Raw genomic sequence first — 18,409 nt, forward strand, 5'->3', positions numbered from 1 at the left:
CACTTCCCCCCTGCGAATGTCGACCGGGCTTTTTCTTTGCCGGGGTTCGCGATGACATGGGGCGCCGGCCCTGCCGGCGGGATCGCGGATGAATCCTATCCACGTCGTTCCCATGTAGGAGCGCGCCCTGCGCGCGAATCGCGGGCAGGGCCCGCTTACAGGTCGACGCTGAACCTCCCGTTCATGCCGGACAGCGCCCTGGCCCTTTCTTCGCCCCGGCAAAACCGCTATGTTCCACGCCCCTTTTCGGTGCGCCTGTTCGGTCATGCCTTACCTGCTTTTCGTAACCGTCCTTTGGGCGTTTTCCTTCAGCCTGATCGGTGAATACCTCGCCGGCCAGGTGGACAGCTATTTCGCCGTGCTCACCCGGGTGCTGCTGGCCGGCGCGGTGTTCCTGCCGCTGACGCGCTGGCGCGGGGTGGCGCCGCGCTTCATCGGCGGGGTGATGCTGGTCGGCGCGCTGCAGTTCGGCATCACCTACGTCTGCCTGTACCAGAGCTTCCGGGTGCTGACGGTGCCCGAGGTGCTGCTGTTCACCGTGCTCACGCCGCTGCACGTGGCGCTGATCGACGACGCCCTGAACCGCCGCTTCAACCCCTGGGCGCTGCTGGCCGCGGCGGTGGCCGTGCTGGGCGCGGCGATCATCCGTTACGACGGCGTCAGCGGCGACTTCATCGAAGGCTTCCTGCTGCTGCAACTGGCCAACGCCACCTTCGCCGCCGGCCAGGTGCTGTACAAGCACCTGGTGGCGCGCTACCCCTCGGACATCCCGCAGTACCGGCGCTTCGGCTACTTCTTCGTCGGCGCGCTGCTGGTCGCGCTGCCCGGCTGGGCGCTGCTGGGCAACCCGGCCAAGCTGCCGACCACCGAGGTGCAGTGGCTGGTGCTGCTGTTCATGGGCCTGCTGGCCACCGCCCTGGGGCAGTTCTGGTGGAACAAGGGGGCTACGCTGGTGGATGGCGGCACCCTGGCGGTGATGAACAACCTGCACGTGCCGGTGGGGTTGCTGATCAACCTGCTGATCTGGAACGAACATGCCGACCTGGTCCGCCTGGCCCTGGGCGGCGGGGTGATAGTGGCGTCGCTCTGGGTGAACCGCCTGGGGCTGGCGCGGAGGGCCGTGGCATGAACATTTCCGGTCGCGGCGTCGTCCTTTCCCTGGCCGCCTCGGTGCTCTTCGTCACGCTGCCGGGCTACCTGCGCTGGCTGGCGCCGCTGGACAGCATCCAGATCGTGGCGCACCGGGTGGTCTGGTCGATCCCCATGGTCCTGCTGCTGGTGGCCTTCACCGGCCAGGGCGGCGTGCTGCGCGATGCCGGCCGGCGCCTGCTGCGCGAGCGCTGGCTGCTGCTGTGCTTCCCGCTGAGCGCGGCGATGATGCTGGTGCAGTGGGGCGTGTTCATCTACGCGCCCATGGTCGGCCAGACCCTGCAGCTGTCCCTGGGTTACTTCCTGCTGCCGCTGACCATGGTGCTCTGCGGCCGGCTGTTCTACGGCGAGCGCCTGACGCCGCTGCAGGGCATCGCCGTGGCCTGCGCGCTGGTCGGCGTGCTCCACGAACTCTGGCTGACCCGCGCCTTCTCCTGGTTCAGCCTGATCACCGCCCTGGGTTATCCACCGTATTTCATGCTGCGCCGGCGCATGGGCGTGGACGCGTTGTCCGGCTTCGTCTTCGAGATGGCGGTGCTGCTGCCCTTCGCCCTGTGGACCATCTGGCACTTCGGCGACCTCCAGGTGTTCGCCGAGACGCCGCGGCTGTGGGCGCTACTGCCGATGCTGGGGCTGATCAGTGCCCTGGCCTTCGCCGCCATGATGGCCTCCAGCCGGCTGCTGCCCATGGGGCTGTTCGGCATCCTCAGCTATGTCGAGCCGATGCTGCTGTTCCTGCTGGCGGTGCTGTTCCTCGGCGAGGCGTTCCAGCCGCAGCAGTTGTGGACCTACGGGCCGATCTGGCTGGCCATCCTGCTCACCGGCTGGGACAGCGCGCGGCTGCTGCGCAAGCAGGCGCGGCGCGAGCGGCGCATACCCTGAGCCCGTTGCGGAAAATATGGCATCCATAGGATGGTGTTGAGCGAAGCGATACCCATCACCAGGGGCCGATGGGTATCGCAAGCTCAACCCATCCTACGAAGAGCCTCCGGCGCGGCCTGCAAGGCACTCGCGCCCATGAAAAACGCCGTTTTCCCGGGCAGGGAAAACGGCGTCCTTGTTCTTGCGGCGCGGGCCCTTACTCGAAGCGATTGCCCGGCAGGTCGGCCTTGGCCAGAGTCTCCGGCAGCACGCGCTTGGCCGCCAGGTAATGGCGTTGCCAGTACTTGTCGTTGAGGTTGGCCACTTTCACCCGCTGCCCGCGGCGCGGGGCGTGGACGAAGCGGTCGTTGCCGACGTAGATGCCCACGTGGTCGACGTTGCGGCTGCGGATGCGGAAGAACACCAGGTCGCCGGGCTGCAGGTCGCGGCGCGCCACCTTGGGGTTGCTGCTCTGGTAGATGGCCCGGGCGGTGCGCGGCAACTCGACGTCGTCGACGTCGCGGAACACGTACTTGACCAGGCCGCTGCAGTCGAAACCCTTGGGCGATGTGCCGCCCCAGCGGTAGGGCGTGCCGATCATGCTGAAGGCGCGCTGGGTGACCTGGTGGGCGTCACTGGGCTGCTGCTTCGCCGGTTGGGCGATGCTCAGCAGCTCCTTGCCCTGTACCGGGACACGGAGTTCGAGAGGGGCGGGCGCGTAGGAACGCGAGGCCCGTGGGGAAGCTTCCACCCCGGTTACAACGGCGGCCAAACTGGCTGCCAAGCCTATGGAAAGGCATGTCAAAAGGGTACTGCGCATTCGGCATGTCTTCTTTCTGGTTGTGGATGTAACCCAGACTCCGCTGGATCGCCGTTGCTCTTCGGCGGGCGATGGTTTCCTTTGGTCCGCGAAAAATTCCGCGCATTCTGACCGACTTTTCGTGACAGTGTTTTGACCGTCCGTCGCTTGCGGGGAGCGCCGTGTGACTCGGCGGGCATTCGGTGACATGTGTTCGGACTGCCCGGTCGGGCGCCGACCTTATAGCCGAAAGCCCTATGCCAGGCGGGTTGCCGGGAGATGGCCAGGGGCCGCGCGAGCATGTCCGGAAGGGGGCGGGAAGGGCGCGGGGTGGGACCTGATGTCGCAGGGAAAAACCCGACGAAATGCAGGCTCTCTGACGATTTTCGTCAGTCGGCGAGGTGTTCGGGCAGCGCCGGCAGGACTTTTTCGCGCAGCAGCGGCGCCAGCGGCTCGGGGTGGCGGCCGTCTTCCAGCCAGGCCAGCTCTTCCGGTTCGGCGGCGGCGCGGGGGCTCACTTGAGGACCTGGTAGCGCACCTGCACGATGCCGCTGGGGAAGCTGCGCTGTTCCAGCAACTGCAGGCGCCGTTCGAGCCCGATGCCGAACAGCGGGATGCCGGCGCCGAGCAGGTGCGGAATGATGCTGACGATCACCTCGTCGAGCAAGTCCGCCGCCAGGCAGTTGCCGGCCAGGCTGCCGCCGCCCACCAGCCAGATGCGCTGGCAGCCGCGGGCCTCCAGGTTGGCCAGGGCTTCGCTGGGCGGGCAGTGCTGCAGTTCCACCCGGGGCGAGGCCAGCGGCAGCTGGTTGGCGCGGGTGAGGACGATGGCCGGCTTGTCCGGGTAGGGCCAGTCGCCGAAGTCCAGGCATTGCAGGTAGGTGCCGCGGCCCATCAGCAGGCCGTCGATGCCGGCGTAGAAGGCTGAATAGCCATGGTCGTCGTCATGGCCGTCGAATGCGTCCAGCCAGTCGACGCTGCCGTCGGGGCGGGCGATGTAGCCGTCCAGGCTGCTGGCCACGTAATAGATGAGGGTGGCGGACACGGCGTTTCTCCGGGAAAGGCGCGCGGAAGCGCGCGCCTGCCTTGAGCATGGCACCGGCCCGGGCGGGCGGCCAGGCCGGGGGCTGTCGCCCGTCCGATCGGAGCCTGGCGCGGGGTTCTCAGGCCTGTTCCATGTCCAGCGCCGGGTGGCGTTCGCTACGAGCCGCCGGCGCCGGCAACAGGCCCTGCAGCCCGCCACGCAGGTCCTGGCCGCTGGGTTGCTGGTAGACGCCCAGGCCGAACTCCGGCAGCACCGCCATCAGGTAGTCGAAGATGTCGCCCTGGATGCGCTCGTAGTCCAGCCACGCGGTGGTGCGGGTGAAGCAGTAGATCTCCAGGGGTACGCCCTCGGCGCCGGGCTGCAGCTGGCGGACCATGCAGGTCATGTGCGGATGGATGTCCGGATGGGCCTTGAGGTAGGCCTCGGCGTAGGCGCGGAAGGTGCCGATGTTGGTCAGCCGGCGGCGGTTGGCCGACAGCGGCACGTTGCCGGCGTTGGCCTGGTTCCACTCGGCCAGCTCGTCCTGCTTGCGCCGCAGGTAGTCGGTCAGCAGGCGCACGCCGGACAGCTTCTGCGCCTCGGCCTCGTCGAGGAAGCGCACCTGGCTGGCGTCGAGGTACAGGCTGCGCTTGATGCGCCGTCCGCCGGACTGCTGCATGCCGCGCCAGTTCTTGAACGACTCGGACATCAGGCGCCAGGTGGGCACCGAAACGATGGTCTTGTCCCAGTTCTGCACCTTCACCGTGTGCAGGGTGATGTCCACCACGTCGCCGTCGGCGCCGACCTGGGGCATCTCGATCCAGTCGCCCACGCGCAGCATGTCGTTGCTGGTCAGCTGCACGCTGGCGACGAAGCTCAGCAGGGTGTCCTTGTAGACCAGCAGCAGGACCGCGGACATGGCGCCCAGGCCGGAGAGCAGCAGCATCGGCGAGCGGTCGATGAGGATCGACACCACCACTATGCCGCCGAAGACGAAGAGGAACAGCTTGGCCAGTTGCACGTAGCCCTTGATCGAGCGGGTGCGGGCGTGTTCGGTGCGCGCGTAGATGTCCAGCAGGGCGTCGAGCAGGGCGCTCAGGGCCAGCAGCAGGAACAGCGCGGTGACCGCCATGGCCAGGTTGCGCAGGAAGGCCTCGGGCCTGCCGGCCAGGTTGGGGATCAGCGCCAGGCCGAACTGCACCACCAGCGACGGCACGGTCTGCGCCAGGCGCTGGAACACGCGGTTGTCGCGCAGGTCGGCGAGCCAGCTCAGGGCCGGCTGGCGCGCCAGCAGGTCGGCCGCGCGGCGGACCAGGAAGCGGGCCAGGCGGCCGACGATCCAGGCCACTGCGAGGAGGATGACGAGGCCGAGGGCGGCGCTGGTCAGCGGGTGTTGGTCGAGCAGGGCCCAGTAGCCCTGGAGGGTGGCGAGGGGAGAGGAAAGGTCCATAGGCCGGAAACATCCTTTGGATCGGGGCGCCAGTGCGGGGTGGCGCGTGGTGCGGAGGCTACGGGGTAGCCGCGAAGGCCCGGCCGCGGTGGCCGGGATGAGCGCGGCATTGTAACGGCAGGGTAGCGGCAGGGCCGAGCAGGATATTTCCGAAATGTAACCTCAGCCCGCCAGCTCCTCCAGGGTGCGCCCGCGGGTCTCGATGCCGAAGCCCCAGACCACCGCCGCGGCGACCAGGAAGCACAGCGCGCCGAGGGTGAACACGCCGCCCTGGCCGGCCACCGGCAGGACCAGGCCGCTGACGGTGGGGCCCAGCAGCGAGCCGACGCGCCCCACCGCCGAGGCGAAGCCCGAGCCGGTGGCGCGCGCCGAGGTGGGGTACAGCTCCGGAGTGTAGGTGTAGAGCACCGCCCACATGCCGAACAGGAAGAACTGCATGGCCAGGCCGAAGCCGATCAGCAGCGCTAGGCTGCCGCCGAACACCGCGGTCTGTCCGTAGGCGTAGGCCATGGCGCCGCCGCCCAGGAGCATCAGCACGCAGCTGGGCTTGCGGCCCCAGCGCTCCACCAGCCAGGCGGCGCAGAGGAAGCCGGGGATGCCGGCCAGGGAGATCAGCACCGTGTAGTACACCGACTGCGTCACGGCGAAGCCGGATTGCTGCAGCAGCGCGCTGAGCCAGGAAGTCAGCCCGTAGAAGCCGAGCAGGGCGAAGAACCACAGGCTCCAGACCGTCAGGGTGCGGCTGCGGTAGGCCGGCGACCAGAGTTCGGCGAAGGCGCTGAAGAAGCCCGGGCGGTTCGGCTCGGGGCGCGCCAGGGCCTGCGGCTCGGGCAGGCTGGATAGCTTCAGCGAGGCCATCACCCGCGCCTCGATGCGCTGCAGCGAGCGCTCGGCCTTGTCCGCCAGCCCGGCCTGCTCCAGCCAGCGCGGCGATTCCGGGACCATGAAGCGGATGGCCAGGACGAACAGCGCCGGGAAGGCCAGCAGCAGGAACAGGCTGCGCCAGCCGGCCAGCGGCAGCACGAAGTAGGACAGGCAGCCGGCGGCGATGAAGCCCAGCGGCCAGAAGCCGTCCATGAGGGCGATGTAGCGGCCGCGGGCCCTGGCCGGGATCATCTCCGAAAGCAGCGACTGGGCGATGGGGAATTCCATGCCCATGCCGATGCCCAGCAGCACGCGGTACAGCGTCAGGCTCTGCACGTCGCCGGCGGTGGAGCACAGGTAGCTGGCCAGGCCCCAGAGCACGATGCTCCACTGGAACACCGGCTTGCGTCCGAAGCGGTCGGCGAGCATCCCCGACAGCGCCGCGCCCAGGACCATGCCGAAGAAGCTGGAGCTGGCCAGCAACCCGGCCTGGGCGCTGGACAGGCCGAACTCGGTTTTGATCGAGCCGAGCAGGAAGGTCATCATCGCCAGGTCCATGGAGTCGAAGAAGAACGCCAGGGCGATGATCACGAAGATCAGCCGGTGGTAGGGGCTCAGCGGCAGGCGCTCGAGGCGCTCGGCGGCGGTGGGGCGATGCGGCATCTCGACACTCCTTAGGCTGTCCTGCGCCAGTCTGGGACGGGCCTGCGCGGCGGACTTGCCCGAGGGCGACACGGGGCGTGCGGATCGCGACCGGCGAATAAAACCTGCTTTCGGGCGCGGCAACCGTTAGGCTATGCAGCTATTTGGTCTTTTCGTCTTCCCGAGGTCTGCCTTGTTCGCCCAATTCGCCCTCCACGAACGCCTGCTCAAGGCGCTGGAAACCCTGTCCTTCACCGAGCCGACCGCCGTCCAGGCCGCGGCCATCCCGAAGGCGCTGGAGGGCCGCGACCTGCGCGTGACCGCGCAGACCGGCAGCGGCAAGACCGCCGCCTTCGTGCTGCCGCTGCTGCACCGCCTGCTCAGCGAGGAGAAGCCCAAGACCGGCGCCCGTGCGCTGATCCTGCTGCCGACCCGCGAGCTGGCCCAGCAGACCCTCAAGGAAGTCGAGCGCTTCGCCCAGTTCACCTTCATCAAGGCCTGCCTGATCACCGGCGGTGAGGACTTCAAGGTGCAGGGCGCGCGCCTGCGCAAGAACCCGGAGATCATCATCGGCACTCCCGGCCGGCTGAACGAGCAGTTCAACGCCGGCAACCTGCCGCTGGGCGACGTCGAGGTGCTGGTGCTGGACGAGGCCGACCGCATGCTCGACATGGGCTTCGCCGAGGACGTGCTCAAGCTCGCCGGCGCCTGCCCGGCGCAGCGCCAGACCCTGCTGTTCTCCGCCACCGCCGGCAGCGGCCTGCACGCGATGGTCGAGCAGGTCCTGCGCGAGCCGGAAAGCCTGCAGCTGAACCGCGTCAGCGAGCTGAACGAGGACATCGCGCAGCAGGTCATCCTGGTCGACGACAACGCCCACAAGGAAGCCATCCTGCACTGGCTGCTGGAGAACGAGACCTTCGAAAAGGCCATCGTCTTCACCAACACCCGCGTGCAGGCCGACCGCCTGACCGGCCGGCTGATCGCCGCCGGGCACAAGGTCTTCGTGCTGCACGGCGAGAAGGACCAGAAGGACCGCAAGCTGGCCATCGAGCGCCTGAAGCAGGGCGCGGTGAAGATCCTCGTCGCCACCGACGTGGCCGCCCGCGGCCTGGACGTCGAGGGCCTGGACCTGGTGCTGAACTTCGACATGCCGCGCCGCGGCGACGAGTACGTGCACCGTATCGGCCGCACCGGCCGCGCGGGCGAGGCCGGCCTGGCCATCTCGCTGGTGTCGCACAGCGACTGGAACCTGATGTCGAGCATCGAGCGCTACCTCAAGGTGCGTTTCGAACAGCGCACCATCAAGGAGCTCAAGGGCAGCTACAAGGGGCCGAAGAAGGTCAAGGCCTCGGGCAAGGCCGCCGGCACCAAGAAGAAAAAGACCGATTCCGGCAAGAAGGCCGGGGCCAAGCCCGCCGCCAAGCGCAAGCCGGCGAACAAGCCGAAGGCGGCGCCCTCGTCGGTGGTCAGCAACGACGGCATGGCGCCGCTCAAGCGCAAGAAGCCGGCTGCCGAGTAAGCCGTAGCCCGCGCGGGCCCTGCCCGCGATCGCGCGCAGGGCGCGCTCCTACAGGTTGACGCTGAACTTCTCGCACACGCCGAACAGCCCCGTAGGATGGGTTGAGCGAAGCGATACCCATCGCCATGACCGCATGGGTTTCGCAAGCTCAACCCATCCTACAACAACTGCCGGGACCTGGCAGACGCCCTACGGATCACTCGAAGGCGAAATGCTCCGCCTTCAGCCCCATCACCGAACGCACCGGCTTGCCCATGGCCGCCGCGTGGCCCTTGGCGCGGGGCAGCAGGCGGGCGAAGTAGAAGTCGCTGGTGGCGATCTTGGCCTTGTAGAAGTCGCTCGACTCGCTGCCGCCCTGGCGCAGGCGCTTGCGGGCCGTGGCTTCCTGCAGCGCCCAGGCGTAGGCCAGGGCGACGTAGCCGGAGAACATCAGGTAGTCGTGGCTGGCGGTGCCCACCAGGTCGCGCTGCTTGCGGGCGCTCAGGGCGATGCGCAGGGTCAGCAGGTTCCATTGCGCGCACAGCTTCAGCAGCGTCAGCGCGCGACCACGCATGGCCGGCTCGTCCTTGAGCAGCCCGGTGGCGAACTTGCCCACGACGCTGGTGAAGTCGCGCACCGCCTTGCCCTGGGTCATCAGCAGCACCTTGCGCCCGAGCAGGTCCAGGGCCTGGATGCCGGTGGTGCCTTCGTAGAGGGTGGCGATGCGCGCGTCGCGGACGATCTGTTCCATGCCGTGCTCGCGGATGTAGCCGTGGCCGCCGAACACCTGCATGCCCAGGTTGGCGCTCTCCAGGCCCAGTTCGGTGAGGCAGCCCTTGAGGATCGGGGTGAGGAAGCCGAGCTTGTCGTCCCAGCGCTCGTACTCGGCGTTGTCGTTGGTGAGCAGGCCCTGGATCATCTTGTCGGCGTACTGCGTGGCCAGGTAGACCAGCGCGCGGCCGCCCTCGGCCACGGCCTTCTGCGTCAGCAACATGCGCCGCACGTCGCCGTGGTGCATCAGGCTGTCGGCCACCTGTTCCGGTTCCTTGGTGCCGGACAGCGCGCGCATCGAGCGGCGCTCGCGGGCATAGGCCAGGGCGCCCTGGTAGGCCAGCTCGGCGGTGGCCACGCCCTGAATGGCGGTGCCGATGCGCGCGCTGTTCATGAAGGTGAACATGCATTCCAGGCCCTTGTTCGCCGGGCCGATGAGAAAGCCCGTGGCGCCGTCGAAGTTCATCACGCAGGTGGCCGAGGCCTTGATGCCCATCTTCTTCTCCAGCGCGCCGCAGACCACGCCGTTGCGCGGGCCGAGGCCGCCGCCTTCACCGGGCAGGAACTTGGGCACGATGAACAGCGAGATGCCGCGGGTGCCCCTGGGCGCGTCGGGCAGGCGGGCGAGGACGATGTGCACGATGTTCTCGGTGAGGTCGTGCTCGCCGGAGGAGATGAAGATCTTGCTGCCGGTGATGGCGTAGCTGCCGTCGGCTCTGGGCTCGGCGCGGGTCTTCACCTGGCCCAGGTCGGTGCCGCACTGCGGCTCGGTGAGGCACATGGTGCCGCCCCAGCGGCCTTCGGTGAGGGGCGTCAGGTAGGTGCGCTTCTGCTCCTCGGTGCCGTGCTGCATCAGGGTGTTCATGGCGCCCAGGGACAGCCCCGGGTACATGGAGAAGGGCCAGTTGGCGGTGCCGAGCATTTCCTGCTTGAGCGCGCCCAGGCTCATCGGCAGGCCCTGGCCGCCGTATTCCGCCGGGTGCGACAGGCCTTGCCAGCCGCCGGCCACGTAGGCGTCGTAGGCTTCCTTGAAGCCCTTGGGCGTGCGTACCTCGCCGTTCTCCAGGTGGCAGCCTTCCTCGTCGCCGGAGTGGTAGAGCGGGGCGATCACTTCCTCGCAGAGCTTCGCGCATTCGCCGAGGATGGCGTCGACCATGTCCGGCGTGGCCTCGGCGCCGTTGATCAGGTTGCGGTAGTGCTCGGGGAAGTCGAAGACCTCGTTGAGCAGGAAGCGGGTGTCGCGCAGCGGGGCTTTGTAGACGGGCATCGCGGTGATCTCGGAAGGACGGTGGGCGCAGTTATACGGCCGCGCACCCGGTCTGGCCTTGGCAGCGGCAACAGCCGGCGCCTGGCAGATCGGACAATCGACCGCGATTGACCTTCACGGGTATCGCGGGTATATACACGTATCATGCTGACCACCCAATGCCTCTGCACCCAGTTGCGCCGCGCCGCCCGAGGTGTCACCCGCGTCTATGACGATGCCCTGCAGGGCATCGGGCTGACGGTCGCGCAGTTTTCCCTGCTGCGCCACCTGGCGCGCCTGGAGCGCCCGAGCATTTCCGAACTGGCCGAGGCCATGGGCCTGGACCGCAGCACCCTGGGGCGCAACCTGCGGCCGCTGCAGGCCGAGGGCCTGGTGGAGCTGCAGGGCGACGCCGGCGACCAGCGCAACCGCCTGGTGCTGCTCACCGCCGCCGGGCGCGAACGCCTGGAGCAGGGCACGCAGCCCTGGGAAGCGGCGCAGCGGCGGATGTACGAACGCCTCGGGGTGGAGCGCCGCGAGCAGCTGATGGCGTTGCTGGGGGAGCTGGAAGCCCTCGATTGAATGCCTTGCCAAGGGCGTTCGTATGGATGAATGCGGGTATATACCCCTGTTGGAGCGAGAAGAACAATGTCCAAGCTGTCGCGTGCGGGTTTCTGGATACTGCTGTCCGGCGCCCTGATCCTGGCCCTGTCCCTGGGCGTCCGCCACGGCTTCGGCCTGTTCCTCGCGCCCATGAGCGCCGAGTTCGGCTGGGGCCGCGAGGTGTTCGCCTTCGCCATCGCCCTGCAGAACCTCATCTGGGGCATCGCCCAGCCCTTCACCGGCGCCCTGGCCGACCGCTTCGGCGCTGCGCGCGCGGTGCTGGTGGGCGGCCTGCTGTACGCCCTGGGCCTGGTCATGATGGGCTACTCGGACTCGGCAGCGAGCCTGTCGCTGTCCGCCGGGCTGCTGATCGGCATCGGCCTGTCCGGCACCTCCTTCTCGGTCATCCTCGGCGCCGTCGGCCGCGCTGTGCCGCTGGAGCGGCGCAGCATGGCCATGGGCATTTCCGCCGCCGCCGGCTCCTTCGGCCAGTTCGCCATGCTGCCCGGCACCCTCGGCCTGATCGGTTGGCTCGGCTGGTCGGCGGCGCTGCTCGCCCTCGGCCTGCTGGTGGCGCTGATCGTGCCGCTGGCCGGGTTGATGCGCGACAAGCCGCTGCCGGTGCAATCCCATGAGCAATCCCTGGGCGAGGCGTTGCGCGAGGCCTGCGGGCATTCCGGTTTCTGGCTGCTGTCGCTGGGCTTCTTCGTCTGCGGCTTCCAGGTGGTGTTCATCGGCGTGCACCTGCCGGCCTACCTGGTGGACCGCCACCTGCCGGCCACCGTCGGCACCACGGTGCTGGCGCTGGTGGGGCTGTTCAATGTGTTCGGCACCTACATCGCCGGCTGGCTCGGCGGGCGCTTCAGCAAGCCGAAGCTGCTGACCGCGCTGTACCTGATCCGCGGCCTGGTGATCCTGGCCTTCCTCTGGGCGCCGCTGACGGTGTGGACGGCCTACGCCTTCGGCATCGCCATGGGCCTGCTGTGGCTGTCCACGGTGCCGCTGACCAATGGCACCGTGGCCACCCTGTTCGGCGTGCGCAACCTGTCGATGCTCGGCGGCATCACCTTCCTGTTCCACCAGATCGGCGCCTTCCTCGGCGGCTGGCTAGGCGGCTACGTCTACGACCATACCGGCAACTACGACCTGGTCTGGCGGATCGCCATTCTCCTCTCGCTGCTCGCCGGCCTGCTCAACTGGCCGGTGCGCGAGCGCCCGGTGGCGCGCCTGGGCGCCGCGGAGGTAGCGTGAGGCCGCTATTGCGCCTGGGCGCGGCCGTGCTGGTCGCGGCGCTGTTGGGCCTGGCCTGGTGGGGCTGGCGGCATGGCGGCCTGGCGCTGCTGCAGGCCGGCCTGGGCCATTGCTTCTGAGGATTGCCGCGGGCGGGGCAGGGGAGTAGCGTCCTTCGATCGAAGAAGGAGAATCGCCATGTCCCGCTACCTGTTCCTCGGCCTGCTGTGCTGCCTGCCCCTGGCCGCCCAGGCTGCCGACTGCCCGCCGCTGCTGGCGCAGCAGGGGCACCTGCAGAAGCTGCGCTCGAAGGTCGACCTCGACCTCTGCGGGCTCTACGCCGGCAAGCCGCTGCTGGTGGTCAACACCGCCAGCCACTGCGGCTTCACCCCGCAGTTCAAGGGCCTGGAGGCGATCTACCAGCGCTACAAGGGCCAGGGCCTGGAAGTGCTGGGCGTGCCCTCGGACGACTTCAAGCAGGAGGCCGACGACGCCGCCGAGACCGCCCAGGTCTGCTACGGCAACTACGGCGTGACCTTCAACATGACCCAGGTGCAGCCGGTGCGCGGCGACGACGCCATCCCGCTGTTCCGCGAACTGGCGCGCCAGGCCGACCAGGCGCCGCGCTGGAACTTCTACAAGTACGTGGTGGACCGCCAGGGCAAGGTGGTGGCGCAGTTCCCCAGCCTGACCAAGCCGGACGATCCGGCCTTGCAGGCCGCCATCGAGAAGGCCATCGCCAGCCAGCCGTGAAGATGGAAGAACCGGTCCAGCGTGGCTCCGCTCCCTCACCCCAGCCCTCTCCCGGAGGGAGAGGGGGCCGTTCGGGGTGGGCGGATAATGCAGCGTCAGCCGGCAAGTTCGTAGGGCGGATAACCGTTCGCGGTTATCCGCCGTTGGCCGTGCCGCCGGGGTGTCCGGCGTGGCCGGTGAGTCCAATCGTGGACGGAGTCCTACGGTTCCAGGAAGCACGGCTTTTCGTAGGATGGTGTTGAGCGAAGCGATACCCATCACCACGGCAGCATGGGTATCGCAAGCTCAACCCATCCTACGAAGAGCACCTCGGCGTAAGACAGTTGCTCCTGCGCCCGTGCTTTCCTGGCGTCGTAGCGGACTTTGTCCGCGATGGAACCATGTCCCGCGCTCGCCATCCCAAATGAAAAAATGCCGTTTCCCCCATGAAGAGAAACGGCATTTTTTTAAGGGAATGGCATCAGGGCATCTGCCCGGCTCTTCCCCGTGCGCTCGCGCCTATCAGAAGCGATAGGTCACTTGCGCGGTCAGACCGTTGGCGCTGTTGTCGTACTTGGCGCTGTAGGCCGGTTGCAGACCGATGCCGGTGCCGTCCTTGACGTTGACGCTGGCGGTGTCTTCCCACAGGTAGGCGTAGGCGAAGTCGACGGTCAGGTCCGGGTTCGGCGACCAGCCGGCACCGAAGGTGACGATCTGGCGGTCGCCCACCGGGATGCGCACGTTGCGGTAGTCGTTGTCGGTCGGCGACGGATCGTAGGCATAGCCCGCGCGCAGCACCCATTCCGGGTTCAGCTGGTAGGACGCGCCGATCGAGCCGGACCAGGTGTCGTGCCACTTCAGGTCTTCGCCGATGGTGCCGAAGCCCAGTGCCTGGCCCAGGGCCGGTACGCCGCTGTTGCGCACTTCGATGGCTTCCAGGCGGCTCCAGCGGGTCCACACGGCGCCGATGTAGCCGGTCCACTTGTCGTTGAACTTGTGGGTGAGGGAGGTATCCACGGACTCCGGCAGGGTGATGTCCAGCTTGGCGTCGTAGCTGCCGTTCAGGCCCAGGGCGCCAGGGGCGTTCTTGACCTTGGTGTGGCCGCCCAGGTGGTAGTCGACCTTGGAGTGGTAGGTCAGGCCCCAGGTGGTGTCGTCGGTCAGGTCGACCATCACGCCCAGGTTGTAGCCCAGCGCGGTGTCGTCGCCCTTGATGTCGATGTGGGTGTCGCCATTGCCGCCGTTGAGCGCATTGGTCGCCAGGTCGTTCTTCAGCTGGCCGTCGATGCGGTTGAAGGTCGGGCCGAAGCCGACGGAGACCTTGTCGTTGATCTTGTAGGCGATGGTCGGCTGGACGGTGATCACCTGGACCTTGCTGTAGGAGCCGTGGTAGCTGCCCTGGAAGCCGTTCTCGTAGTCGTTGATGATGCCGTAGGGCACGTAGATGCCCAGGCCTACGGTGAAGTCTTCGTTGATCGGCGTGGAGAAGTAGCCGAACGGCACGGCGGCCAGGGGCACGGAATCGCCCTTGTTGGAGCCCGGGCCGGAGGCGCCGCTGATGTCGTCCTTGGCATCGACGATGGCCAGGCCGCCGCTGACTTCGGTGCGCTTGAGCTTGGACAGGCCGGCCGGGTTGCCGTAGATGGTGCTGGCGTCGAGCGCGGAGGAGGCACGGCCCGCGTAGGCGGTGCCGGCGCCGCTGGCGCTCTGTTCGTTGATGGCGATGCCGTTGGCCAGGGCCTGGGCAGAGGCAGCGCTAATCGTCAGTGCGAGAGTGGTTTTGAGCCATGTTGTTTTCATTGTAAGAGCAACTCCTGTGGTCAACGGCGCGCAAGCTACCAAGATTCCCAGGCCTTTGGTAGTACCTCTGGGGGCTCTATATCGGGCATCTGCGCGTAAAGTACCGTCCTTGTGCGAGGTTTTCCCTTCGTTAATGTATGTAAACGAAAGTTGACTGATCGGTCATTGATCGTGGTCAGGCTGCGAGGAGCGAATCGCCGATGTACGCCTGCCAGGCGTCGAGGAAATCACGCAGGTGGCCGTGGGGTTGGAAGACCCGTCGCCAGACCCTGGCCTGGCCGAGGTGATCGCAGGCTTCGGGCAGTGGCAGGCGTTGGGATTCCACCAGCATCCAGGCGATGGCGGTGCTGTAGCGCAGGTTCACGGTCAGTTCCAGGTGCGGAGCGTCGAGGAAGGCGTGCTGGCTGGCCAGGCCGCGCACGCGGCTGGCGAGGTTCGGGTCCAGGGCCAGGTAGCGATCCCAGAGCTGTTGGTGGCGGTGTTCGTCGATGCGGAAAAGGCCGTGTCCGCGGCCGCTGTCCAGGCTGCTGCCAAGCGCCGATTGACAGGCCGCCGCTCCCAGCAACAGCGCCTCGGCCGCCCCGCTGTGACGTTCCAGGTACAGCAGGGTGGGCCGGATGACGTGCTGTCGCAGGTCGCAGGCGGCGATTCCCATGGTCTTGTCCCTCAATGAACGGCGGGGCTGGGCGTCTTGGCAGCTTCTGATGTTCTCCTGGGCCCCGCCGTAAGCGGACTTAGCCGCTCGATTTGAAGTGTAGTGCGATAAACCTGCTGTAAAGGACTGTTTTTAAATTGTTTTGACTTTCTGCAGCGCAGGCATATTCCTCGATGTGATTAACCGGGAATGGGTTACCGCGTCGGGAAAGGAGCCCCAGGCCGCGCCAGATGCGGCCTGGGGCGGCGCGTCAGGCGCCGGTGGCCACCGGGTGCCGCGGGTCGGTGATCCACTCGCTCCAGGAGCCGGCGTAGAGACGGCCCAGGGGATAGCCGGCCAGGCTCAGGGCGAACAGGTTGTGGCAGGCGGTGACGCCGGAACCGCAGTAGGCCACCAGCTCCTGGGCCGGGCGGCCGCGCAGCAGGTGGGCGAAGCGCTGGTGCAACTGCGCCGGCGGCAGGAAGCGGCCGTCGCTGCCGAGGTTGTCGGTGAAGGCCGCGCACTGCGCGCCGGGGATGTGCCCGGCGACCGGGTCGATGGGCTCCACCTCGCCGCGGAAGCGCGGCTCGGCGCGGGCGTCGATCAGCGGCAGCTGCGGGTCGGCCAGCAACGCCGAGAGTTCGCCGGCGTCGATCAGCAGGCCGTTGTCCGGCTCGCCGTGGAAGGCGCCCGTCGGCACCGCCGGCTCGGCGGTAGTCAGCGGCAGGCCGGCGGCGCGCCAGGCGTTCATGCCGCCGTCGAGCAGGTATACGCCGTCGCGCTTGCCCAGCCACAGCAGCAGCCACCAGGCGCGGGCGGCGAAGGCGCCGGGACCGTCGTCGTAGAGCACCACCTCGTCGCTGTTGTCCAGGCCCCAGGCGCGCAGGCGCTGGATCAGCGCGTCGGCGTCGGGCAGCGGGTGGCGGCCGGTCACGCCCTTGACCACCGGGGCCGAGAGATCGCGTTCGAGGTCGGCGTACTGGGCGCCGGGAATGTGGTTCTCGGCGAACACGCGGGCGCCGTAGCCCGGGTCGTCCAGGGCGAAGCGGCAGTCGAGGATCAGCAGGCCGGGTTCGTCCAGGCGGGCTGCCAGTTGTTGCGGGCTGAGCAGGCGGGCGAGTGACATCGTGCGGGTTCCTGTGTCGTGACGGTTTCCTCGCGCATCATAAGGCTTGTGCAATGGAAAACGCCGGTTCGCGGCGGCTTTCTTCGATCCGATGGAGTTTTCGCCCATGTTCAGTCTGCAACCGGCGACCCAGGCGGCCTCGCGGGCGCGCGTCTGCGCCATCGCCCTGGCGACCGGCCTGATCACCCTCTACTACAGCCTGCTGGTGCTGTCCCTGGCCGCCATCGGCCGCCTGCGCCGCGAGCGCGTGGACCGCTACACCCGCCAATGGTCGGGCCTGCTGCTGCGCCTGGTGCGTATGCGCCTGAGCGTGCACGGGGCCATGCCGGACTTCGGCGACGGGCGGCGCTACATGATCCTCTGCAACCATTCCAGCCACTACGACATCCCGGCCAGCTTCGCCGCGCTGCCCGGCTCGATCCGCATGCTGGCCAAGAGTGAGCTGTACCGCATCCCGGTGCTCGGCCGGGCCATGCGCGCCGCCGAGTTCCCCTCCATCGACCGGCACAACAGCCAGCGCGCCCGCGCCGACCTGCAGCGCGCGCGGCAGATGATGGAGAGCGGCATAGTGCTGTGGGCGGCGCCGGAAGGCACCCGCTCGGACGACGGGCGCCTGCTGCCGTTCAAGAAGGGCTGCTTCCGCCTGGCCCTGGACACCGACGCGGTGATCATCCCGGTGGCCATCCGCGGCATCCACCGGGTGCTGCCGGCGCGCACCTTCGACCTCAACCTGGGCCAGCCGGTGGACCTGCTGGTGGGTCGCCCGGTGGACGCCGCGGCCTTCCACGGGCAGGGCCTGGATGCCCTGATGGGCGAGGTGCGCGGGCGCATGCAGGAACTGCTGGAGCCGGGCGCCGCGAAATGCGCCGAAGCGGCCCGCGAGGAGCCGCTGGCGCTGGGCTGAGGTGCTTCAGCGAATCTTCAGGCGGCCGATGCGGTCGTTTTCCAGGCTGCCGAAGTAGAGGTAGTCGCCCACCGGCTTGGCCGAGGTGATCATGCGCAGGTGCTGGCCGCTGGTGTCGTGCAGGCTGCGCACGATCTGGCCGTTCTCGTCCACGGCGATGACCAGGCCATAGGGCACCGGCTTGGGCAGCAGCGCGCGCGGCAGCTTGGTCAGCTGGCGCTTGAGCCAGGGTTGGCCGAGGATGAAGTCGGCGTCGGCCTTGCGCGGCGTCGGCAGGGCCACCCAGAAGGTGCCCTTGCGGTCGCCCTGGAGGTTGTCCGGCAGCCCCGGCAGGTTGTCGATGAAGATGTCCTGCTGCCCGGCCTTCGGGCCTTTCAGCCAGTAGCGGGCGATGCGGTAGCGGTAGGTCTCGTTGACCAGCACGAAGTCCTCGTTGGCCGACAGCGTCACGCCGTTGGCGAAGTACAGGTCCTTGAGCAGCGTCTCGGTCTTGCCGGTCGCCGGGTCGTAGCGCAGCAGGCGGCCGTGGGGGCGGGTCTCCAGGTAGTCGAGGATGTAGTCGGGCTGGTGGAAGCGGCTGGAGGCGTCGCTGAAGTAGATGCGCCCGTCGCTGGCGATGTCCAGGTCGTCGGCGAAGGCGAAGGGCAGGCCGTCGGCCTCAGTGCTGAGCACCGTGATCTTGCCCTGCGCGTCGATCTTCAGCAGGCCCTTCCAGGCGTCGGCGACGATCAGGTTGCCCTGGGCGTCGAAGTCCATGCCCAGCGGGCGGCCGCCGGTCTCGGCGAAGGTGCTGACCTGGCCGTTGTCCAGGCGCACCACGCGGCCGTCGTCCAGGCCGGCGTAGACGCGGCCCTGGGCATCCACCGCGGTGTCTTCCGGGCCCTTCACCTGGCCCAGGCCGAGCAGCTCGGCCTTCATCAGGGTGTCGTTGGGTTCCAGCACGCCGGTCATCGATGGCGCCGGCGGCGGGTTCCAGGCCACGGGGTCGATGGGGCTGGGGGTGATGGCGAGGTAGACCGCGGCGGCGGCGATCAGCAATACCAGCAGGCTTGCGAATTTCTTCATCATGAAGGCTC

18 protein-coding genes are annotated in these 18,409 nt (G+C 68.1%); 8 read left to right on the forward strand and 10 right to left on the reverse strand.

Going from position 1 to position 18,409, the window contains the following annotated elements:
- The first annotated feature begins 265 nt into the window (after nucleotides 1-265).
- Nucleotides 266-1,129 carry a carboxylate/amino acid/amine transporter gene (locus IG194_RS23450; protein WP_043312756.1) on the forward strand — a complete coding sequence of 288 codons (864 nt, stop codon included), beginning with the start codon at nucleotides 266-268 and terminating at the stop codon, nucleotides 1,127-1,129.
- Nucleotides 1,126-2,031, forward strand: a complete 906-nt coding sequence (gene rarD, locus IG194_RS23455; RefSeq protein WP_058488886.1) for an EamA family transporter RarD — start codon at nucleotides 1,126-1,128, stop codon at nucleotides 2,029-2,031. Before IG194_RS23450 ends, rarD begins: the two co-directional genes overlap by 4 nt.
- A gap of 196 nt (nucleotides 2,032-2,227) precedes the next feature.
- On the opposite strand, the gene IG194_RS23460 is transcribed toward rarD, so the two are convergent.
- The 5 genes from IG194_RS23460 to IG194_RS23475 all read right to left on the reverse strand — a co-directional run bounded on the left by IG194_RS23460 (nucleotide 2,228) and on the right by IG194_RS23475 (nucleotide 6,810).
- Entirely contained in the window at nucleotides 2,228-2,830 is a 603-nt protein-coding gene (locus IG194_RS23460) for a C40 family peptidase (RefSeq protein ID WP_009623631.1), read from the reverse strand.
- A gap of 368 nt (nucleotides 2,831-3,198) precedes the next feature.
- On the reverse strand, nucleotides 3,199-3,327 hold the full coding sequence (locus IG194_RS32865) for a hypothetical protein (protein WP_412535691.1): 129 nt from the start codon (nucleotides 3,325-3,327) through the stop codon (nucleotides 3,199-3,201).
- Complete coding sequence (locus IG194_RS23465; RefSeq protein ID WP_043312759.1) at nucleotides 3,324-3,854, reverse strand: dihydrofolate reductase family protein; 531 nt, start codon at nucleotides 3,852-3,854, stop codon at nucleotides 3,324-3,326. Before IG194_RS23465 ends, IG194_RS32865 begins: the two co-directional genes overlap by 4 nt.
- Nucleotides 3,855-3,972: 118 nt before the next feature.
- Nucleotides 3,973-5,283 (reverse strand): mechanosensitive ion channel family protein, encoded by a 1,311-nt coding sequence (locus IG194_RS23470; RefSeq protein ID WP_058488887.1) that lies wholly within the window; start codon nucleotides 5,281-5,283, stop codon nucleotides 3,973-3,975.
- Nucleotides 5,284-5,445: 162 nt separating this feature from the next.
- A complete protein-coding gene (locus IG194_RS23475) occupies nucleotides 5,446-6,810 on the reverse strand; it encodes an MFS transporter (RefSeq protein WP_058488888.1) in 1,365 nt (454 codons plus the stop codon).
- 133 nt (nucleotides 6,811-6,943) lie between these two features.
- Between IG194_RS23475 and IG194_RS23480 the strand changes: the two genes are divergently transcribed.
- Entirely contained in the window at nucleotides 6,944-8,308 is a 1,365-nt protein-coding gene (locus IG194_RS23480) for a DEAD/DEAH box helicase (RefSeq protein ID WP_141679839.1), read from the forward strand.
- Between the two features lie 196 nt (nucleotides 8,309-8,504).
- On the opposite strand, the gene IG194_RS23485 is transcribed toward IG194_RS23480, so the two are convergent.
- Nucleotides 8,505-10,325: an acyl-CoA dehydrogenase C-terminal domain-containing protein gene (locus IG194_RS23485; RefSeq protein ID WP_058488890.1), complete on the reverse strand. Its 1,821-nt coding sequence runs from the start codon at nucleotides 10,323-10,325 to the stop codon at nucleotides 8,505-8,507.
- A gap of 144 nt (nucleotides 10,326-10,469) precedes the next feature.
- Here IG194_RS23485 and IG194_RS23490 point away from each other — a divergent pair, with 144 nt between their 5' ends.
- The 4 genes from IG194_RS23490 (at nucleotide 10,470) to IG194_RS23500 (ending at nucleotide 12,890) form a co-directional block, all read left to right on the forward strand.
- Nucleotides 10,470-10,886 carry a MarR family winged helix-turn-helix transcriptional regulator gene (locus IG194_RS23490; RefSeq protein WP_058488891.1) on the forward strand — a complete coding sequence of 139 codons (417 nt, stop codon included), beginning with the start codon at nucleotides 10,470-10,472 and terminating at the stop codon, nucleotides 10,884-10,886.
- Nucleotides 10,887-10,961: 75 nt separating this feature from the next.
- Nucleotides 10,962-12,158, forward strand: coding sequence for an MFS transporter (locus IG194_RS23495; RefSeq protein WP_141679843.1), 1,197 nt, complete (start codon nucleotides 10,962-10,964; stop codon nucleotides 12,156-12,158).
- Nucleotides 12,155-12,277: a hypothetical protein gene (locus tag IG194_RS33085; protein ID WP_263866500.1), complete on the forward strand. Its 123-nt coding sequence runs from the start codon at nucleotides 12,155-12,157 to the stop codon at nucleotides 12,275-12,277. The genes IG194_RS23495 and IG194_RS33085 overlap by 4 nt, the downstream gene beginning before the upstream one ends.
- A 58-nt stretch (nucleotides 12,278-12,335) precedes the next feature.
- Entirely contained in the window at nucleotides 12,336-12,890 is a 555-nt protein-coding gene (locus IG194_RS23500) for a glutathione peroxidase (protein ID WP_009623611.1), read from the forward strand.
- A 501-nt stretch (nucleotides 12,891-13,391) separates the two neighbouring features.
- Here IG194_RS23500 and IG194_RS23505 read toward each other — a convergent pair.
- The 3 genes from IG194_RS23505 to IG194_RS23515 all read right to left on the reverse strand — a co-directional run bounded on the left by IG194_RS23505 (nucleotide 13,392) and on the right by IG194_RS23515 (nucleotide 16,429).
- Nucleotides 13,392-14,669, reverse strand: coding sequence for an outer membrane protein transport protein (locus IG194_RS23505; protein ID WP_058488892.1), 1,278 nt, complete (start codon nucleotides 14,667-14,669; stop codon nucleotides 13,392-13,394).
- Nucleotides 14,670-14,844: 175 nt separating this feature from the next.
- On the reverse strand, nucleotides 14,845-15,324 hold the full coding sequence (locus IG194_RS23510) for a hypothetical protein (RefSeq protein WP_009623606.1): 480 nt from the start codon (nucleotides 15,322-15,324) through the stop codon (nucleotides 14,845-14,847).
- Nucleotides 15,325-15,574: 250 nt separating this feature from the next.
- A complete protein-coding gene (locus IG194_RS23515) occupies nucleotides 15,575-16,429 on the reverse strand; it encodes a sulfurtransferase (RefSeq protein WP_043270950.1) in 855 nt (284 codons plus the stop codon).
- A 106-nt stretch (nucleotides 16,430-16,535) separates the two neighbouring features.
- Here IG194_RS23515 and IG194_RS23520 point away from each other — a divergent pair, with 106 nt between their 5' ends.
- Nucleotides 16,536-17,333, forward strand: coding sequence for a lysophospholipid acyltransferase family protein (locus IG194_RS23520; RefSeq protein WP_043312774.1), 798 nt, complete (start codon nucleotides 16,536-16,538; stop codon nucleotides 17,331-17,333).
- A gap of 6 nt (nucleotides 17,334-17,339) precedes the next feature.
- Here the strand turns inward: IG194_RS23520 and IG194_RS23525 are convergent, their stop codons facing one another.
- Nucleotides 17,340-18,398 carry an SMP-30/gluconolactonase/LRE family protein gene (locus IG194_RS23525; protein WP_058489744.1) on the reverse strand — a complete coding sequence of 353 codons (1,059 nt, stop codon included), beginning with the start codon at nucleotides 18,396-18,398 and terminating at the stop codon, nucleotides 17,340-17,342.
- Between the last annotated feature and the right edge of the window lie 11 nt (nucleotides 18,399-18,409).

It is taken from the genome of Pseudomonas sp. ADPe (genome assembly GCF_014843515.1).
In the GTDB taxonomy this organism is placed as follows: Bacteria; Pseudomonadota; Gammaproteobacteria; order Pseudomonadales; family Pseudomonadaceae; genus Pseudomonas; species Pseudomonas citronellolis.

What these genes read in the sequence shown, in the direction of transcription:
- IG194_RS23450 (WP_043312756.1), top strand. Translation starts at nt 266, where the DNA reads ATGCCTTACCTGCTTTTCGTAACCGTCCTTTGGGCGTTTTCCTTCAGC.
- IG194_RS23505 (WP_058488892.1), bottom strand. Translation starts at nt 14,669, where the DNA reads ATGAAAACAACATGGCTCAAAACCACTCTCGCACTGACGATTAGCGCT.
- IG194_RS23475 (WP_058488888.1), bottom strand. Translation starts at nt 6,810, where the DNA reads ATGCCGCATCGCCCCACCGCCGCCGAGCGCCTCGAGCGCCTGCCGCTG.
- IG194_RS23500 (WP_009623611.1), top strand. Translation starts at nt 12,336, where the DNA reads ATGTCCCGCTACCTGTTCCTCGGCCTGCTGTGCTGCCTGCCCCTGGCC.
- IG194_RS23460 (WP_009623631.1), bottom strand. Translation starts at nt 2,830, where the DNA reads ATGCGCAGTACCCTTTTGACATGCCTTTCCATAGGCTTGGCAGCCAGT.
- IG194_RS23520 (WP_043312774.1), top strand. Translation starts at nt 16,536, where the DNA reads ATGTTCAGTCTGCAACCGGCGACCCAGGCGGCCTCGCGGGCGCGCGTC.
- IG194_RS23510 (WP_009623606.1), bottom strand. Translation starts at nt 15,324, where the DNA reads ATGGGAATCGCCGCCTGCGACCTGCGACAGCACGTCATCCGGCCCACC.
- IG194_RS23470 (WP_058488887.1), bottom strand. Translation starts at nt 5,283, where the DNA reads ATGGACCTTTCCTCTCCCCTCGCCACCCTCCAGGGCTACTGGGCCCTG.
- IG194_RS23525 (WP_058489744.1), bottom strand. Translation starts at nt 18,398, where the DNA reads ATGAAGAAATTCGCAAGCCTGCTGGTATTGCTGATCGCCGCCGCCGCG.
- IG194_RS23515 (WP_043270950.1), bottom strand. Translation starts at nt 16,429, where the DNA reads ATGTCACTCGCCCGCCTGCTCAGCCCGCAACAACTGGCAGCCCGCCTG.
- IG194_RS23490 (WP_058488891.1), top strand. Translation starts at nt 10,470, where the DNA reads ATGCTGACCACCCAATGCCTCTGCACCCAGTTGCGCCGCGCCGCCCGA.
- rarD (WP_058488886.1), top strand. Translation starts at nt 1,126, where the DNA reads ATGAACATTTCCGGTCGCGGCGTCGTCCTTTCCCTGGCCGCCTCGGTG.
- IG194_RS23480 (WP_141679839.1), top strand. Translation starts at nt 6,944, where the DNA reads ATGCAGCTATTTGGTCTTTTCGTCTTCCCGAGGTCTGCCTTGTTCGCC.
- IG194_RS23485 (WP_058488890.1), bottom strand. Translation starts at nt 10,325, where the DNA reads ATGCCCGTCTACAAAGCCCCGCTGCGCGACACCCGCTTCCTGCTCAAC.